At 62.1% G+C, this 15468-nt stretch carries 14 protein-coding genes and 1 pseudogene; 6 read left to right on the plus strand and 9 right to left on the minus strand.

Annotated elements, in window-relative coordinates:
• Nucleotides 1–160: 160 nt before the first annotated feature.
• Nucleotides 161–1795, plus strand: a complete 1635-nt coding sequence (locus tag KUM49_RS28230) for a hypothetical protein (protein WP_217239782.1) — start codon at nt 161–163, stop codon at nt 1793–1795.
• Nucleotides 1796–1800: 5 nt separating this feature from the next.
• Here KUM49_RS28230 and KUM49_RS28235 read toward each other — a convergent pair whose 3' ends face one another.
• From KUM49_RS28235 to KUM49_RS28270, 8 genes are all read right to left on the minus strand, one after another.
• Nucleotides 1801–3237, minus strand: coding sequence for a site-specific integrase (locus KUM49_RS28235; RefSeq protein WP_217239783.1), 1437 nt, complete (start codon nt 3235–3237; stop codon nt 1801–1803).
• The gene (locus KUM49_RS28240; RefSeq protein ID WP_217239784.1) at nt 3238–3459 is read right to left on the minus strand and encodes a helix-turn-helix domain-containing protein; all 222 of its coding nucleotides are present in this window, start codon (nt 3457–3459) and stop codon (nt 3238–3240) included.
• Between the two features lie 79 nt (nt 3460–3538).
• Nucleotides 3539–4351, minus strand: coding sequence for a replication-relaxation family protein (locus KUM49_RS28245; protein WP_217239785.1), 813 nt, complete (start codon nt 4349–4351; stop codon nt 3539–3541).
• A 118-nt stretch (nt 4352–4469) separates the two neighbouring features.
• The gene (locus KUM49_RS28250) at nt 4470–6488 is read right to left on the minus strand and encodes a type IV secretory system conjugative DNA transfer family protein (RefSeq protein WP_217239786.1); all 2019 of its coding nucleotides are present in this window, start codon (nt 6486–6488) and stop codon (nt 4470–4472) included.
• A 507-nt stretch (nt 6489–6995) separates the two neighbouring features.
• The gene (locus KUM49_RS28255; protein WP_217239787.1) at nt 6996–7211 is read right to left on the minus strand and encodes a hypothetical protein; all 216 of its coding nucleotides are present in this window, start codon (nt 7209–7211) and stop codon (nt 6996–6998) included.
• Between the two features lie 82 nt (nt 7212–7293).
• The gene (locus KUM49_RS28260) at nt 7294–8190 is read right to left on the minus strand and encodes a hypothetical protein (protein WP_217239788.1); all 897 of its coding nucleotides are present in this window, start codon (nt 8188–8190) and stop codon (nt 7294–7296) included.
• Between the two features lie 408 nt (nt 8191–8598).
• Nucleotides 8599–8922, minus strand: a complete 324-nt coding sequence (locus KUM49_RS28265; RefSeq protein ID WP_217239789.1) for a hypothetical protein — start codon at nt 8920–8922, stop codon at nt 8599–8601.
• A gap of 276 nt (nt 8923–9198) precedes the next feature.
• Nucleotides 9199–10857 carry a recombinase family protein gene (locus tag KUM49_RS28270; RefSeq protein ID WP_217239790.1) on the minus strand — a complete coding sequence of 553 codons (1659 nt, stop codon included), beginning with the start codon at nt 10855–10857 and terminating at the stop codon, nt 9199–9201.
• A gap of 30 nt (nt 10858–10887) precedes the next feature.
• On the opposite strand from KUM49_RS28270, the gene KUM49_RS28275 reads away from it, so the two are divergent.
• The 3 genes and pseudogenes from KUM49_RS28275 to KUM49_RS48650 all read left to right on the plus strand — a co-directional run.
• Nucleotides 10888–11034, plus strand: a complete 147-nt coding sequence (locus tag KUM49_RS28275) for a DUF4244 domain-containing protein (protein WP_217239791.1) — start codon at nt 10888–10890, stop codon at nt 11032–11034.
• A complete protein-coding gene (locus KUM49_RS28280) occupies nt 11021–11386 on the plus strand; it encodes a TadE family type IV pilus minor pilin (RefSeq protein ID WP_217239792.1) in 366 nt (121 codons plus the stop codon). Before KUM49_RS28275 ends, KUM49_RS28280 begins: the two co-directional genes overlap by 14 nt.
• Nucleotides 11387–11574: 188 nt before the next feature.
• Nucleotides 11575–11793, plus strand: a pseudogene (locus KUM49_RS48650) (Rv3654c family TadE-like protein); the annotation flags it as partial.
• A gap of 40 nt (nt 11794–11833) precedes the next feature.
• Here the strand turns inward: KUM49_RS48650 and KUM49_RS28290 are convergent.
• Complete coding sequence (locus tag KUM49_RS28290; protein WP_254401911.1) at nt 11834–14425, minus strand: DEAD/DEAH box helicase; 2592 nt, start codon at nt 14423–14425, stop codon at nt 11834–11836.
• Between the two features lie 82 nt (nt 14426–14507).
• On the opposite strand from KUM49_RS28290, the gene bldG reads away from it, so the two are divergent.
• Complete coding sequence (gene bldG, locus KUM49_RS28295; RefSeq protein ID WP_024885807.1) at nt 14508–14849, plus strand: anti-sigma factor antagonist BldG; 342 nt, start codon at nt 14508–14510, stop codon at nt 14847–14849.
• 116 nt (nt 14850–14965) lie between these two features.
• A complete protein-coding gene (locus KUM49_RS28300; RefSeq protein ID WP_217239794.1) occupies nt 14966–15403 on the plus strand; it encodes an ATP-binding protein in 438 nt (145 codons plus the stop codon).
• Nucleotides 15404–15468 lie beyond the last annotated feature (65 nt).

Raw genomic sequence — 15468 nt, forward strand, 5'->3', positions numbered from 1 at the left:
GGGGGGTAACTCCTAGGTGCTATCTCCGAAACCCCAACGCTGCGTTGCGTAATGAACGCATCCCATACTTCCATTATGGCATATCGGTCAAGTGCAACAGCGCGGGCCGACGCGGTGAAATATTCTTTTCAAACCGTAAAGTTGACGGTAAAATATATACATGAGCGAAGTGCCATTTCTTGAGTTTGAGGACCTGATCGACTACGCCACGGGGCAAAGGAGCACAGGCGACTGGGTTACTGTCTACGCACGGGACGAGCGCGACAAGGAAGATGGTGGCTATTACAGCGCCCTCGTGCCGGTTGAAAACATCGACACTCGCCTGAGTGAAGTAGATTGGGATCTGGACTTGGGCGACGGGATGCCGGGGTTCGTCTTCCACTATGCCGACAAGAGAAATGAATACCTCCGATTCGGCAACGATGAGGGCGTCGAGCCAGTGGTCATCTGCCGTTCCTTTCATGGGCTGAAGCCTTCGTATGTGGAGGTGTCAGAAGAGTTCAGGCACTTCCATAACCTCTACGAAGATCGCGCGACGCGCACTCTCATTGCTTTTGACGATAGCGGCGATGAGATTGAAGTCGTCCGTGTGTCTGATGACAGGGCGGAAATCAAGGTCAAGTATCTCAAGGAGTTTCTTGCGGCGCGGGGAATGGCGTTGCTACTGCTCTACGTCATTGACCGGTGGAGCGAGAAAAGCCTCGATGAGCTTGGGATGACGCGACAGGACGAACAGCAGAGTGGCAGTGATTACCGCTACTCGCGATTCGTCGACGTCTTTCCTGGCCTAGGGCCGGAAAAGGAAACCTGCGCGCGTCTCCGTGGCAAGAAGGTAATAAGGGGTCTTGCTAACTACGACCCCCAGCGCTCATGGGGGCGTCATGACCGCAAGTATGAGGAGTTCATCATCGGCGTAGACGACGATGGTGAGCAAGTTCATCACACCTGCGATGAGAATGAGCTTTCCAACTACTTTGGGAAGAACCCTGGAGCGCCGCATTTCCTTACGTCCGTGTTCTTCCGTAAAGAAGTCATGGCGAAGTACTACAACGACCCCGGAAAGTTCAGTGTTGATGACGGCTATCTCCGGTGCGCTGGATACTGGGGAATCCCGCTGGACAACAACCACGAGAAGTATGTCATCGTCTTTCTCGGCGATCTTGGGAGGCTGCCACATAAAGAGCAGCTTCATTGGAAGCGCTACAACGTCACGCCCGATGGCAAGATGAGTGACGTCTACTTCCGCCGCTCTATGCTCGGTCAGTGGGCTGATGCTGAAGAGCCGGCCCTGGTCTTCAAGAGGACGTACGAAATCTTCGGAGAACGCTGGGAATCACAGCAAGGGTGGGAGCTATTTAAAAAGCTCAAGCCTGCGGACGCGCATCACTGGACGTCATTGCATGTTCCGTCGGACGGCAACCAGAAAGAGTTCGATGAGCAAATCATGTCGTTGACGAAGCTTCTGGTCGACCGAATCAATGAGGCGGAGGTAGGCAAGCTCGCAACTCTCGAACCCAATGAAAAGGGCGGCATCACGAAGTTTGGCAGGTATTTGGATTCCATCGCATTCGCTGAGGCGGAGGCGTTCATCAAGCTTCTTCGGAACCTTCAAAGCTTGCGTAGCGGGGCAGCGCACGTCAAGAACATGAAGAACAGTAGCGATTACCAAAAGGCTGTTCGCTTCTTCGACCTCGGCACCAAGGGCCTGTCTCGTGGTTTTGCCGACATTCTTCGAGATGCGACCGTGTTCCTCGGAAAATTGGAGGAACACACCTCTGCGCCGTCGGATGAGTAGGGGTTCTAATCCGCCAGCTCAAAGTCGGTTTGCTTGCTTACATTGACGGCTAAGTTGACGGCAACCGCACCCAACAACCACTGTCTTCGTAGGTCGTGCAAATGTGCATCTACCTCCGTCAATCGGCTTGTCCATGTGCGCGGAGGGGCGGCTGCATCTAGTTCTGGTCCCAGCATTCGGGGGTTCGAATCCCTCCACCCCAGCCATGAAAAAGCACTGATTAACCTCGGTGCTTTTTCTTTGCTAGAAACAAACTGCGTTGACAGGGAGCTTTCAATTTCTTTTTGACGGCTAATTTGACGGCTACCCGGACGGTCTTCGGCGTCCGGGTAGTTTGTGTTGAGTACGTGTTCCATTCGGTTGAGCGCGTCTCGGCGTGAATCCATCGTGTCGTGCTGGTAAATCTGCTGAGTGATGGCGATATTGCTGTGGCCGAGGATGAGCTGTGCATCCCGGGCAGGCACACCTAGGTCTTTGAGGATCGTCGCTGCGGTGTGGCGGACGTGATGGAGCTTGATCTTCCGAATCCCGTTGCTGGTGCAGAGTAGTTGGAAGGCTCGCGTGAAATTGTAGGGTTCGATCGGGTTGCCCGTTGATGACGTGAAAACGAGATCATCATCCGCCGTCTTCGTTCGTCGTAGACGGTATTCGGCTAACTCCTCGGCGATTCCGGAAAGTAGTGGCAAGTCGCGGTGCCCTGCGCGTGTCTTCACGGGCCCCTGCTGTACCTCGCCGTTGGCCCGAAAGACCTGCTGGCGGACATGAATCACTCGGCCTGAAAAGTCGATGTCCGACCACCGTAACCCGATAACTTCTCCGCGTCGTAGTCCGTAGTGGGTGACAAGCAGAAAGGCCGGGTACCACTTGTGGTTCCGGGCTGCTACTAGAAAATCGGCTACTTCCTTGGGTGACCAGGGCTTGACGTCGCCCGCCTGACGGCCAGGGAGTTCGACAAGCCTGGCTACATTCCGGGTTAGTAGTTCTTCGTGGATCGCTCGACTCAAGGCGGGGCTTAGCGTCTCGCGTAGCATCTGAACCTTACGAACGGAGTAACCCGCTGCAAGTTGCTCGTTCAGGAAGTGTTGGACGACAGGAACTGTGAGCCGCGTTAGTGGTAGATGCCCGAGGGCGGGCTTTAGATACCGGCGAACGTTGATCTCGTAGAGTTCGTATGTTGTAGCACGGCGGTTCGGCCTTACCACCTCCTTGAGCCAATAGTCTAGATATTCGCCAAGCTTCCAGTTCTTGTCCGCCGTTAGGATGCCCTGAGCATCCTTTGCCTTGAGTTCGGTTAACTTGGTGTGTGCCTCGACGCGGGTTGCACCGTACACGCGAGCTCGCTTCTTTAGCCCACTCGTCGTCAGCACGTAGACGGACGCCTCCCAACGTCCGTCTTTGCGTTGGTAGATCGTGCCCTCGCCGTTTGCATTACGGCGGGCCATCTAGGCAAATGTCTCCCGCTGGCGAAGTCGCTCAACGTACGACGCGTAAGCGTCGAGGGGTATGAACCTCCGCTTCCCAATGTTTACCGACTCGATGAGCTTCTTACGCATCAGGTCGTACAGCTTCCATTTGGATATTCGCAGTAAGGTGTACGTCTCGATCACAGTGAGGAGCCGTACCACCTCGCCTTGCTGGTTGGTTGTTTGGTTCTTTCCATCCATACATAGTCCTCCTTAGTTAAACTCTTTTTCCGTTCGGTGGGTAGCCCAAAAGGCGGGCCTCGGCATTGTGAAATCCTCATCAGGCGGCGGCTCCTCGTGTTCCCTTGAGGTGATTCGTTGCCTGCGAGAGAAGACCGACTTCAAAGAGCCCTTGGGCATCGGCTGAAAGCTTCCGAATCACTTGGGAGATGCGCTCACCCCTGGCGGTGTCCTTCACGAGCCAGACGACCTTGGGGAAGACACCCCGGAACTGTTGCTCCATGCCACTGCGCCAGTAGTCGATGTACCGCTGAGATTTTTTCTGGATGGTCGGCATCCCTTCGGTGCCCATGTCGACCTCGATGAACCGACTGTGCTCGAAGTCGCCCACGCCAAGCCGCACGTACGCGTCAGGCTTAAGAACGACCAACTCGCCACCCGGCCCGGTGAAGTGACGCCAGCAGACAGGCTCGGCGTCGAAGCCGATGAGTTCAGCAGCACCACGGCCGTGCTCCTCGACGGTGTGAACGTAGAGTTCAGCCACGGCAAGCAGGTGGTCTTGGAAGTAGGGCTTCGCCTCCCAGATGTGCCGACGACGATGCGGCCCGTCAGTCTCGATGACCGCTTGTCCCAACCCCGTCAGCCCGTAGACGTAGCCGGACGAGCCTGCCCGCACACCCCCGATGGTTCGCGCGAACCTCACCACCAACCCGCGCTTGTGCAGCCGAGTGAGAAGCAGTTGCGCGCGTCGTGTCCGTGCGGCTGGCGATCCATCCGCAACATGGAGCCGCTGTAGTTGGCGCAGGGTCAGGATGCGCACCTTGTCGAGTGACGCCAAGACGGTGTGGTCACGTTCGCTGAGTCGGCGGCGTTCACCCTCCAGGCGGGCGGCCGTGAAGCGAGGAGGTCTCATACGAACGCTCCTCGTTGAGGGGAGACATTCACTTCCACTTGGTTCGTTCCACCAGAGGGGAACCGGCTGCTTCGTCCGACGTGATGCGAAGAGCGAAGCGAACCGTTGAACCGTGCGGCTATACGCGCCTCCTCGGCAAACTGCCGACCGGCCCACTTCCGGGGTGATCCTCACCGCGCCACCGCAGTCGAAGCGACTCGTCCAGGCCGAGGCCGTCGACTCCGTACCGCCCCGCGCTTTCGCGGCGTAGGTCGTCCGTATCCAGACGGCCGCTCTCGTCTGGTGGAAGCGTTCGAATCAGGAAAGGCCGGCTCGGGCTGCGGCCCACGAGGACCTTCGCGTACGCCTCGTACGCTTGGAGCCGCGCGAGATCGTCCGCACTCACGCCGTCGCCGAGCGTTGCCGCCAACGGCGCACTGTCTTCGATGCTTGGGCGGAAAATTATCCGTGAGCGTGCGTTGGCGAAGAACGCGGCTCTCATCTTCGGGGTCAGCTGTCCGAGGTGTTGGTGGGCAACTGTCAGGCCGACCCCAAGCCCGCGCGCCTGGGCGAACATGTCACTGAGGTCAACAGGGATGCGGAGGTACTGCTGTACCTCGTCGATCACGGTGAGGACGGGGTGTCGCTGGTTCGCCGGAACCGACGCCCGGCGCTGCATCTCCTGCCAGAGCTGTGTCACCAGGAGTGCGCCGAGCATCTGTGCCGTTTGCGCTCCCGTGACGCCAGCGTTCAGGTTCACCAGCACGATGCGCCGCGCAGTGAACAGCTCGTCCAACCGAAAGGCCGGTTGAGCCTGCCCGATCAGGCGGCGGATGGGCGTGCGGCTTAAAAATGCCCGGCTCTTGTTGAGAACCGGGCTGGCAACCTGTTGACGTTCGGCCTCTGAAAGGCCGTCGTACCAAGAGAAGAAGGGTGCGAGGACGAGGGCGTCGTTGACCGTGCTGAGGACACGGCGACGGAACGCACCGTTGGTGAGGAGAACGGGTAGATCAGCCAATGTTCCTTGGTCAGCACGAGCCAGTGCGACGAGCGCATGCAGAAGAACGTCACCACTCCGCGGCCCGATGCTCGTGCCGTAAAGCTCAGTGAACAGGTGCAGGATGCGGTCAGCCCTGAGCTCCGCCTCCTCGCGGGGGCCGCTCAAGGGGTTGAAGCCAACCACCTTGCTCCCCATCCCCGGCTCGATGACCACAACGTCCTTCCGACGCTCCGCGGGGACGCTGGCCAGGATGGCTTCAACGAGGTCGCCGCGCGGTTCGAGAACAAAGACGCTTCGCCCTGCACGGACGTCCGCGAGAACGAGCCGTTCCAGGAGCGTGGATTTACCTGAACCAGTCGGGCCAACGATGTGCGTATGGTGCAGGGCGCTCTCGACGGGCAGCGTGACGAGTTGGTCGCGCTGACTTGGATGGACGCCGGCCCCGATGACGCGGCCAGCCGGTAGGCGGTTGGGTTCCACAGGACGCAGCAACACGGAAGGTGCCGGGTACTGACGGCCGTGGTGGGTGGCGAAGAAGTCGACGTCATCCAGCGGCCAGCCAAGCAGGCTGCTCAACTCGCTCAAGCTGAGAACGGTGCCGGACGTGGTGTCGGTCGTCTTCACGATGTCGAGCCGTCGCACGCTGCTCGCGGTTGGTTGGGCGACTCTCAGTTCTGCGCGGGCCGTACCGACGAGCCGCAGTGCTTCGCCGAGCATCCGCACGATGGGGACGGTCAGTTCAGTGGATGCCGCGTGCGCTCCTATATGGCCGCGTACTGCGACCAGCGGTTCGGACGTTTTTTGCTTCCATGCTCGTCGCTCCTCGGCGGTTGCTTGGTGGATGGCCACCAACCCGAGGGCACGCACGATGCTGAACGGCTGCGGCAACTGGTCACGTCGCTGCGGTGGCCCGATGACCCACTGCACGACGGCAGACTCACCGAGGTTCAGGGCCTTTACGATTTCGGCGAGGCCAGCAGCAACGCCGGTCGCCATGTCCACTCGGAGCGGGTGCGTGTTGTTGGTTGTACGGACTTCGGCCGCCAGCCGGGGGGCCGTTCGCTGCGGACGCTCGACGGGCACGAGCGTCAGGCCGGGCAGCTGGGCGACGAACTGTGCCGACAGCTCTCCGCTGACGCGGTTGTCGATGCCAACCAACCAACGAACGAGACCCCGTGATGCGCGGAGTTCAAAGACGACGGCTGGCGTCCGCTGGAGCCAACCGACCTTTGGGCGGTACGCCAGTGGTTGAAGTGCCCTGGTTATCTGCGCATGACTCAACTCGGGTGGGAAATGCACCTCGAACCAATCGAGTCCACTCTTATTCTTGTTGTTCTGCTCTATATGCCACCTCCTTTGTAAGTTACGTCTGCTCATCCGGGAAGCGGCGCGCTTAAAGATCCTCTCGACACTGGGTCGAGGGGTGACGTGCTTATGCGTCCTCGGAGGCTGCGAGCACCCGACCGATCTAGCCGACAGGCTGGAGCGGTCTTGCTCTTACCTTCCACTATGGACGAGTAGAAAGGATGAAGTCAGAGGGTAGGTAGCTACTACATCACCGATTCGAACGCATCTACAAGGAGGTGAAGGGCTGCGAGAAAATACCCTTTACTATATTTATGCAAGTGACTGAGAGGAAGTTGAGAAGGGCAGTTGTGTTGCGTTCTATCCTTTGTTGTTGACGAACGCGTACGCGGCAATAAGTAGAAATGCGACTGTGGCGACCGCTCCGACGACCCATCTGCTTTCGCTAAAGAAGAGTATGCTCTGTGTTAATGGGGCGAGTGAAAAGACGAGGCGGCCAGCCATTTCCTTCTTGAAGTACATCAAGGCAACGCCCGCTATCATGAATGAGAAAGTTAGAATGTCGAAAATAATCATGTATGTTTCCTGTTGAAGTTTGTGTTGTGGGGGTGTCGGATGTACTACATCCGACACCCCCACTAGGTGCCCCTAAGGGCTTCTAGCAGCGTTCCGCCCACACGTACCAGTACATGGAACCCCAGTCGCGATACAGCCAGAGGCACTTACCGCGATTCGTCCGGGCAACTGCCCAGACAGTGGCTCCGACGGCTGCACCGATCCACCCGGAGAGTCCGAGTGCGCCGGTAACTACCGCTCCGCCAACATCGAGTACGTCCCGCGTGGTCTTCTTCGAGAACTGCACGAGCAAGCCGTGCTTGGAGGAGTAGTACTTCGGATCGGCCACCACCGGGTAGCCGTAGCTCCCGCTGGCGTGCTGAACCACCTGTGTCAGCGTGGTTCCATCCGTTTCGAAGTGGGTCGGAACGGCGGTGCCCCTCGTGTCCTTCGCCCAAGGGGCGGGGACGACAGCGGCGGGTTTTCCGGCTCCGTCGAGAACGACAGCACCGGCATTGTTGGGTGAAACAACCACCCGTCCGCCGCCTGGCACGCTGACCTTGTAGCCATAGCGCGTCGGAGCGTCGGCGTTGGTGATGGTGGTGAGCATCTGCACACCGTCCTTCGCCGGGATGACCGCCTGCGCGGAGTTGGTTCCCGGATAGGCCACCGTCCCGTCCGCAAGCTTGACCGCATCCTTCGACGCGTCAGCCTCGGGCAGGGAGATGGAGATCTCCGGTGCGCCGTCGCCTTGCAGGCTGACACCGTTCTCGGGGTCCTTGGGGACCTCGATGGACGTGCCGTTCTGCGAAACGACAGCAGCAGAGTCGGCATCCGTCTTCGACGGAACCGGCTCCTCCACCAACGAACCGTTCTTGCGGTCCGTGTTGCCGAGGGCTGACGCGATCTCCGAGGCGGAAACCGTGTCGCCGGTGTCGGCGGCTGCGATGTTCGGCATCGCCACGAGGGCGGAGGCCGAAATCACAGCTGTTGCGACCATCGTGGCGATGGTGCGCGAAGCTCGCATGGTTGCTCTCCAATGCGATTCTTCTCAACGCTGCGTTTCCGTAGCGCTAGTTCGAGAACTTCCCGAAGCCTCTATCACTTATACGTAATTACAACACTCCTGCATATGGTGGAATAAACAACGGGGTGTTGTTGGAAATGAAAAGGCCCCGCCCCATACGACCTATCCGAAGTCGCAGGGGCGGGGTTCCGCACATCCCACTGGAGAGCAACCACAAGAGTGGGAGGCGGAGCGATACCTTCGCCTGGAGCTAAACTCGACATGCGAAGTGTTCAGGAAGGATTATGAGGCTGTGGTGAACTTTAAGCAATAGTGAAATAGCCCCGTTCCAGTGCATCCTGTGGATTACTGAAACGGGGCAGAGTAGATGAACGTCGGCTGCTACGAGCCGTTGCCATTCACCTTGGTTCCCGGCACACGACCACGAGTGCCACGGGCGTCCTTGAGTACCTGTTGCATGTTCGGTGCCAGCTTGTCGAAGTCGGCCTTCCGCATGGCAACGTCGTACTTGTCACCTGTGGACGGCTGGACTTCCAGCATTACCAGGTCGCCGATCTCCTTGAAGCCGTCGACCTCCGCCGTCAGTACGTCCAACGCCTTGGGCTGGTCCAGCCCGGGATACTGTCGGACGATGACCGTAGCGAATTCCTTGTCGCTGGCTTCTTCGCCGCTAAGGTCGGAAACCTTACGAGAGACGATGGCCATTCGTTCACGCTCCTTATGGTAGTACGTGGCGTCGGGTTTGTCCCTCCGCCTATATCTATCTATGACAGGAGTGGTGGCCGCGTTTTAGAGCATGAGCGAGGACTACAACACCGAAACGAACGGAACAGACGGGAGTGCGCGTATAATAAATAGTAGTAAGCGGAGAACGATGCATGACGGCAGAAGATTTAGAACGACTACGTAAGTCGACAGCAAAAAGCGGGGTGCCCCTGAAAGTGGAGCACCCCGCCGTGATCGCCAAGCTTCGAGTGTTGGTCAGTGCAGCCAGACAATCTCAATCAGATCGGGGTCGAATCGCCAGCCGTTCTTATCCGGCCAAAACCCTCCACCAGGAAGGCCGGGGTGAATCACGACCTTCTCAACCACAAGCCGAATAACACTGGCTCGCCACTCGATGCTTGCCGTCTCCCAGAGTTCACGGAGAGTGCCATCAGTCGGCACCGCCAAGCTTTTGGCTTTGGCGCTCATGAGCTGTTTTTTCTCGGTGTCGAGCGCCGCCATCTTGTCGATGACGGTTTTCTTCATGACTTGGTAGTCCTCTTTTTCGTGCTCACCGGCTGCATACTCGGCGGCCAGCAGTTCACGGCGCGTCTGTAGCTCGCTGAGTTCTTGCACCACCTGCGCCATACGCAGTTCGTTGTCTGCTGGAACCAGTGCGCGGAGGATGTCAGGGGAGTCGAAGCGGTACAGCACCTGCTGCGTGACGAATGCTTCGACAGCATCAGCGATGCGGAAGACTGAGCAGCAACCGATGCGCTCGCCAGTCTTGTCCCACTTCTTGCAGGCGTAGCGCCGTTGGTACTTAACGCTTCCGTCTGCGAGCGGGTACGTCTTACCTTGGCCGTACATGACTCCGCCGCAGTACTGGCCCTTTTTCTTGGTGTCACGCCACGTGCCGCCGCACTCGACGAAGCCGCTCAAGAGATAAGTACGTCCCCGCACCTTGCTCTTGTTCACCCAATATTTTTCGCGACCGTTGAACATGGCTTCCATGGCGTCGTGTTCGGCGCGGGTGAAGACATACGGCCACTTGGCGCGGTGGCGCTCATTCTTGTGAACGCGAGTGCCGCCAGTTTCCGGGTTCTTGAGACACGGGCAGTCGATTGGGTGGCCGGTCGGGTCGAACTGGACGTAGCACTCTTTGAGCAGCGTGCGTCGGAACTTGCCGACATCCCAACGGCCGTCGCAGATGGTGACTTTTCCGGTCTTCTTGCTTTTGGTTTTCTGGCCTGCGCGCGTCGTCTGGATGCCTTGGTCGTTCCAGTGCTGGACACAGTTGAACTGACTGTCTCCGGCGAGCGTCTTGCGTTTACCGTCGTGCAGGGCCGCGACTTCTTCTTTCCGTACCTGGTACGGGTCGATGATGTCTTTTTCCTTCACCGGGTCGTACCCGATGACCGCGCCATACCCGAAGGTGCGTACGCCGCCGCTCCATTCGCCCTTGCGCGCGCTTTGTTCCTTCTGGCGGATGATGAGTTCTTGGAGGTCTTCGGCTGTACCTGCATCCATGGCGTTCTGAATGCGGTCCATCTTCCGGTTCGCCGACACCGTGAGGTCGAGCGCTTGACCGCGAACGTAGTGATACTGAACGCCGTAGCCGCGAGCGAGTTTGATCTGACGCTCGTTTTCTTCGGGCTTACGGGTGAGCCGAGCCTTTGTGTAGGCAAGCACGATCTGAACGGGGCCAGCTTCGAGCTGGGCCATCATGTCCTCGTACTCCGGCCGGTACTCGGTGCTGTTGGTGCTGGCGGAGATGTCGTTGTCACAGTAGACGCGAACAAGAATCAAGCCCAGCTGTGCAGCTAGCTTCTCGATGTCTTCGCGCTGACGCTCGACGCCTAGTTCCTTGCCTTCTTTATCGTCGCTGATGCGCAGATAGGCGAAGGCAAGTTGCCCTTTCAATTGGTCGTACATTCGTTCGATTCCCCTACATGATCCATTTTAATGGATGCACAGGAATTTGACGAGTACGCGATGGGCATCGTCGCGGCGGTGGCGTTCGCGGTGGTGCTCTACAAGGTGGTGACGAGCGGCCAGGTCAGTGCGGAACTGCAGAACATCGTGAAGCAGGCCCTCGATGCGCAGATGTGAGCGGGAGACGGACCGGGGGTTCGTCACGGCCGAGTCGGCCATGGTGTTGCCGGTGTTGGTGATCTTCGCCATGGCGCTGGTGTGGGGGCTGCTCGTGGTCGCCGCGCAGATCCAGTGCGTGGACGCGGCGCGGACCGGCGCCCGGGCGGCGGCCCGACAGGACCCGGCCGACGCGGTCGTCGAGATCGCTCGGGAGACCGCGCCGCGCGGCGCGACGGTCACCGTCAGCCGGGAGGGGGACCAGGTGCGTGTGGCGGTCGTGGCGAAGCCGCCGGCGCTGCACGGACTGCCCTTCGAAGTGCGGGAGGAGGCCGTGGCGTTGGTGGAGGAGACGGTGGTGGAGGGGAGATGAGCGGCCGTTCTCAGGAGCAGAGGCAGAGGCGGAAGAGACGGAAGCGGGGCCAGGAACAGAAGCAGGGCCGGGGACGGAAGCAGGAGCAGAGGCAGGGGCAGCAACAAGGGCCGGGTTCCAGGGCCTGGCGGTTCGATCGTGGTGCCTGGCGGTCCGATCGCGGATCCGCCACCGTTTGGAGCGTCGGGATGATCGCCGTGCTGTGCGTGGTGTTCGGGGTGGTCCTGGCCATGGGGCAGGTCGTCGTGATCCGGCATCGCGCGGCCGGCGGTGCGGATCTCGCGGCGCTCGCGGCGGCGGACCACTGGTGGGACGGCGGCACGGCGGCCTGCGCCCGGGCGGACCGGGTGGCGCGAGCCCAGGGCACGCGGCTGGTGCGCTGCGTGATCGTGGGCGAGACCTCGGACGTGACGGCGGCGTCGGGACGAGGGCTGTTCTCGGCGGAGGTCAGAGCGCGGGCGGGACCTGCGGGGCCGCCGGTTCCGCAGGTGCCCCCGGCTCCCCAGGCGCCTCCGGAGCAGCACCGACCGCAGCAGCCTCTCCAGTTTTCCCAGGTCCCTCTGGAGCAGCGTCCGCAGCTTCCCCCGCTTCCCCAGGCGCCCCCCGCAACAGCACCGTGAGCAACCGCACAGCACCCCTCTTGTGCAGTGGGTCGTTGCCGTTGCCGCACTTGGGGGACTGGATGCAGGACGGGCAGCCGGAGTCGCACTCGCAGGAGGCGATGGCCTCGCGGGTGGCGGTGAGCCACTCGCGGGCGGTGTGGAAGGCGCGCTCAGCGAAGCCCGCGCCGCCGGGATGGCCGTCGTAGACGAACACGGTCGGGAGGAGCGTGTCGGGGTGCAGGGGGATGGACACGCCGCCGATGTCCCAGCGGTCGCAGGTGGCGAAGAGGGGCAGCATGCCGATCGACGCGTGCTCGGCGGCGTGCAGGGCGCCGCCGAGGATCTCCGGGTTGATGCGAGCGGCGTCCAGCTGGTCCTCGGTGACCGTCCACCACACGGCACGCGTGCGCAGCGTACGAGGAGGGAGGTCAAGTTTCGTCTCGCCCAGGACTTCACCGGTCATGAGTCGTCGGCGCAGGAAGGAGACCACTTGGTTGGTGACTTCGACGGAGCCGTAGCACAGGCGTCCCTCGCCCCACGGGATCTCGACGTCCGTCTCCAGGACGGAGATGGAGGTGGTGTCGCGGGCGACCGTCGAATACGAGGGGCTCGCCTGCTCGACCAGGGCGACGGAGTCCTCCAGGTCGAGTGAGCGCACGAGGTAGGTACGGCCCTGGTGCAGGTGGACCGCGCCCTCGTGCATGGTCGAGTGAGCGGCGCCTTCGTCGACCGTGCCCAGGAGGCGGCCGGTGCCGGCTTCCACGACCTGGATCGGTGGGCCGCCCTCCCCGCGGATGTCGGTCAGGTCGGCGGCCCGCTCCCGGCGCGTCCAGTGCCAGGCCTTCGTACGGCGGCGCAGCAGTTTCGCGGCCTCCAGCTGCGGGAGCAGTTCTTTGCACGCCGGACCGAACAGCTCCAGGTCGTCGTCCGTCAGCGGCAGTTCCGCGGCGGCAGCGCACAGGTGGGGGGCGAGCACGTACGGGTTGTCGGGGTCGAGGACGGTGGACTCGACGGGCTGGTCGAACAGGGCTTCGGGGTGGTGGACGAGGTAGGTGTCCAGCGGGTCGTCCCGGGCGACCAGCACGGCCAGCGCCCCCTGCCCGGCGCGCCCGGCGCGGCCCGCCTGCTGCCACAGGGAGGCGCGTGTGCCCGGGTAGCCGGCGATGAGGACGGCGTCGAGGCCGGAGACGTCGATGCCCAGTTCGAGAGCGGTCGTCGCGGCGAGGCCGAGGAGTTCGCCGGAGTGGAGGGCCTGTTCGAGGGCACGGCGTTCCTCGGGGAGGTAGCCGCCGCGGTACGCCGCGACACGCCGGGCCAGGGAGCGGTCGATTTCGGCGAGGCGTTCCTGGGCGATCACCGAGATGAGCTCGGCGCCGCGCCGGGAGCGTACGAAGGCGACCGTGCGCACGCCTTGGACGGCGAGGTCGGTCAGCAGCTCGGCGGTCTCGGCGGTGGCGGTACGGCGGACGGGCGCGCCCTTCTCGCCCTGCATCTCGGTGAGCGGGGGCTCCCAGAGGGCGAACACCAGTTCGCCGCGCGGGGAGGCGTCGTCGGCGACCTCGACCACCGGGAGGCCGGTGAGACGGCCGGCGGCCACCGAGGGCTGGGCGGCGGTCGCGGAGGCCAGCAGGAACACGGGCGAGGCGCCGTAGCGGGCGCACAGGCGGCGCAGGCGGCGCAGCACCTGGGCGACGTGGGAGCCGAAGACGCCGCGGTAGGTGTGGCACTCGTCGATGACGACGTACTTCAGCGACTTCAGGAAGGAGGACCAGCGAGCGTGGGACGGCAGTATGCCCCGGTGGAGCATGTCGGGGTTGGTCAGGACGTAGTTGGCGTACTGGCGGACCCATTCGCGTTCCTCCACCGGCGTGTCGCCGTCGTAGACCGCGGGACGCACGGAATGGCCGAGCGGTTGTGAAAGTTCCTTCACGGAACGGCACTGATCCGCTGCAAGGGCCTTTGTGGGCGCCAGGTAGAGGGAGGTGGCCCCACGGCCGTTCGGGGCCTCGGAGCCTCCCAGAAGGGCCGACAGGACCGGGACGAGGTATGCCAGGGACTTCCCGGAGGCCGTGCCGGTGGCGACCACCACGGATTCGCCGTCCAGGGCGTGCTCGGCCGCGCGAGCCTGGTGCGCCCAGGGGTGTTCGATGCCGCAGGCCTGCACCGCGGCGATGATCTCCGGACGGATCCGGTCCGGCCAGACGGCATGACGGCCCTCACGTGGGGGCAAGTGCTCCGTATGAGTGATGCGCGAAGCCCGGCTCGGCCCCGCGGCGAGCCGGTCCAGGACCGTGCTCGGCGAGAGCCGGGAGACGGGCTGTGCCGAGGGTCGATCGGATCGGTGATTCTTGGCCATCGGCACCGAGTGTGTCACTGGCGTGACGGACAATGGGACCAAGGCGTCGTGCACGCCTGCCGGTAAGTGATTGAATGCCATCGCGGCTGGCGAACCGTCCTGGGAGCTTCAAGCCGAGGTGTCCCGAGGGGCGACCGCTCGATAGCAAGGTGCTGGAGGATCCGTGGACCTGTCTCTGTCGACCGAGACCATCGGCGATCGCACGATCGTCAGGGTCGGTGGCGAAATCGACGTATATACCGCGCCCAAGCTGCGCGAGCAGCTGGTCGAGCTGGTGAATGACGGCAGTTTCCACCTTGTCGTCGACATGGAGGGCGTGGACTTCCTCGACTCCACCGGGCTCGGCGTACTGGTCGGCGGACTGAAGCGGGTGCGTGCCCATGAGGGCTCGCTGCGCCTGGTCTGCAACCAGGAGCGCATTCTGAAGATCTTCCGTATCACCGGCCTCACCAAGGTGTTCCCGATTCACACCTCGGTCGAGGAAGCGGTGGCGGCAACCGACTGACCACCGATCCGGGTGCGGGCCCAGGTCCGTACCCGGGACGGCAGAAGTTGACAAGGGGGTCCGGTCGTTCGGCAGCCCGGTCCCCCACAGCACGCCCGTAGTTCCGAGGGGGATGCATGGCCACCGTTGAGCTCCGCTTCAGCGCGCTGCCCGAGCACGTCCGGACCGCCCGACTGGTGGCGGCAGCGGTGGCGCGCAGGGCCGGAGTGGACGAGGCCGTTCTCGACGAGGTCAGACTCGCTGTCGGCGAGGCCTGCACCCGTGCCGTCGGACTGCACCAGAACAGTGGCATCACCGCGCCCGTGATGGTGGTGCTGATCGAGGAGGAGAAACAGTTCTCCATCGAGGTCGGCGACGAGGCGCCACGCCACGCTCCCGGCGACCGGCCACCCGGTGCCGCCGGCGAGGAGATGGACGCCGAGATCGAGGAGGACGAGATGGGCCTCGCGGTCATCAGCGGCCTCGTCGACGACGTGGAGGTCACCGCCGGGGAGCACGGCGGATCGATCCGAATGACCTGGCCGACCACACCGTCGGTCGTGGTGCTTCCCTGACGCCACAGGCGTCACTGACGCATCCGTAACGCTTCACTCCGAGGGCCCTGCCGAGCAGGGCCCTC

Origin of the sequence: Streptomyces sp. AC555_RSS877 (genome assembly GCF_019049245.1) — a bacterium.
Taxonomy (GTDB): Bacteria; Actinomycetota; Actinomycetes; order Streptomycetales; family Streptomycetaceae; genus Streptomyces.

What these genes read in the sequence shown, in the direction of transcription:
- KUM49_RS28230 (WP_217239782.1), top strand. Translation starts at nt 161, where the DNA reads ATGAGCGAAGTGCCATTTCTTGAGTTTGAGGACCTGATCGACTACGCC.
- KUM49_RS28235 (WP_217239783.1), bottom strand. Translation starts at nt 3,237, where the DNA reads ATGGCCCGCCGTAATGCAAACGGCGAGGGCACGATCTACCAACGCAAA.
- KUM49_RS28240 (WP_217239784.1), bottom strand. Translation starts at nt 3,459, where the DNA reads ATGGATGGAAAGAACCAAACAACCAACCAGCAAGGCGAGGTGGTACGG.
- KUM49_RS28245 (WP_217239785.1), bottom strand. Translation starts at nt 4,351, where the DNA reads ATGAGACCTCCTCGCTTCACGGCCGCCCGCCTGGAGGGTGAACGCCGC.
- KUM49_RS28255 (WP_217239787.1), bottom strand. Translation starts at nt 7,211, where the DNA reads ATGATTATTTTCGACATTCTAACTTTCTCATTCATGATAGCGGGCGTT.
- KUM49_RS28260 (WP_217239788.1), bottom strand. Translation starts at nt 8,190, where the DNA reads ATGGTCGCAACAGCTGTGATTTCGGCCTCCGCCCTCGTGGCGATGCCG.
- KUM49_RS28265 (WP_217239789.1), bottom strand. Translation starts at nt 8,922, where the DNA reads ATGGCCATCGTCTCTCGTAAGGTTTCCGACCTTAGCGGCGAAGAAGCC.
- KUM49_RS28270 (WP_217239790.1), bottom strand. Translation starts at nt 10,857, where the DNA reads ATGTACGACCAATTGAAAGGGCAACTTGCCTTCGCCTATCTGCGCATC.
- KUM49_RS28275 (WP_217239791.1), top strand. Translation starts at nt 10,888, where the DNA reads ATGGATGCACAGGAATTTGACGAGTACGCGATGGGCATCGTCGCGGCG.
- KUM49_RS28280 (WP_217239792.1), top strand. Translation starts at nt 11,021, where the DNA reads ATGCGCAGATGTGAGCGGGAGACGGACCGGGGGTTCGTCACGGCCGAG.
- KUM49_RS28290 (WP_254401911.1), bottom strand. Translation starts at nt 14,425, where the DNA reads ATGGCATTCAATCACTTACCGGCAGGCGTGCACGACGCCTTGGTCCCA.
- KUM49_RS28300 (WP_217239794.1), top strand. Translation starts at nt 14,966, where the DNA reads ATGGCCACCGTTGAGCTCCGCTTCAGCGCGCTGCCCGAGCACGTCCGG.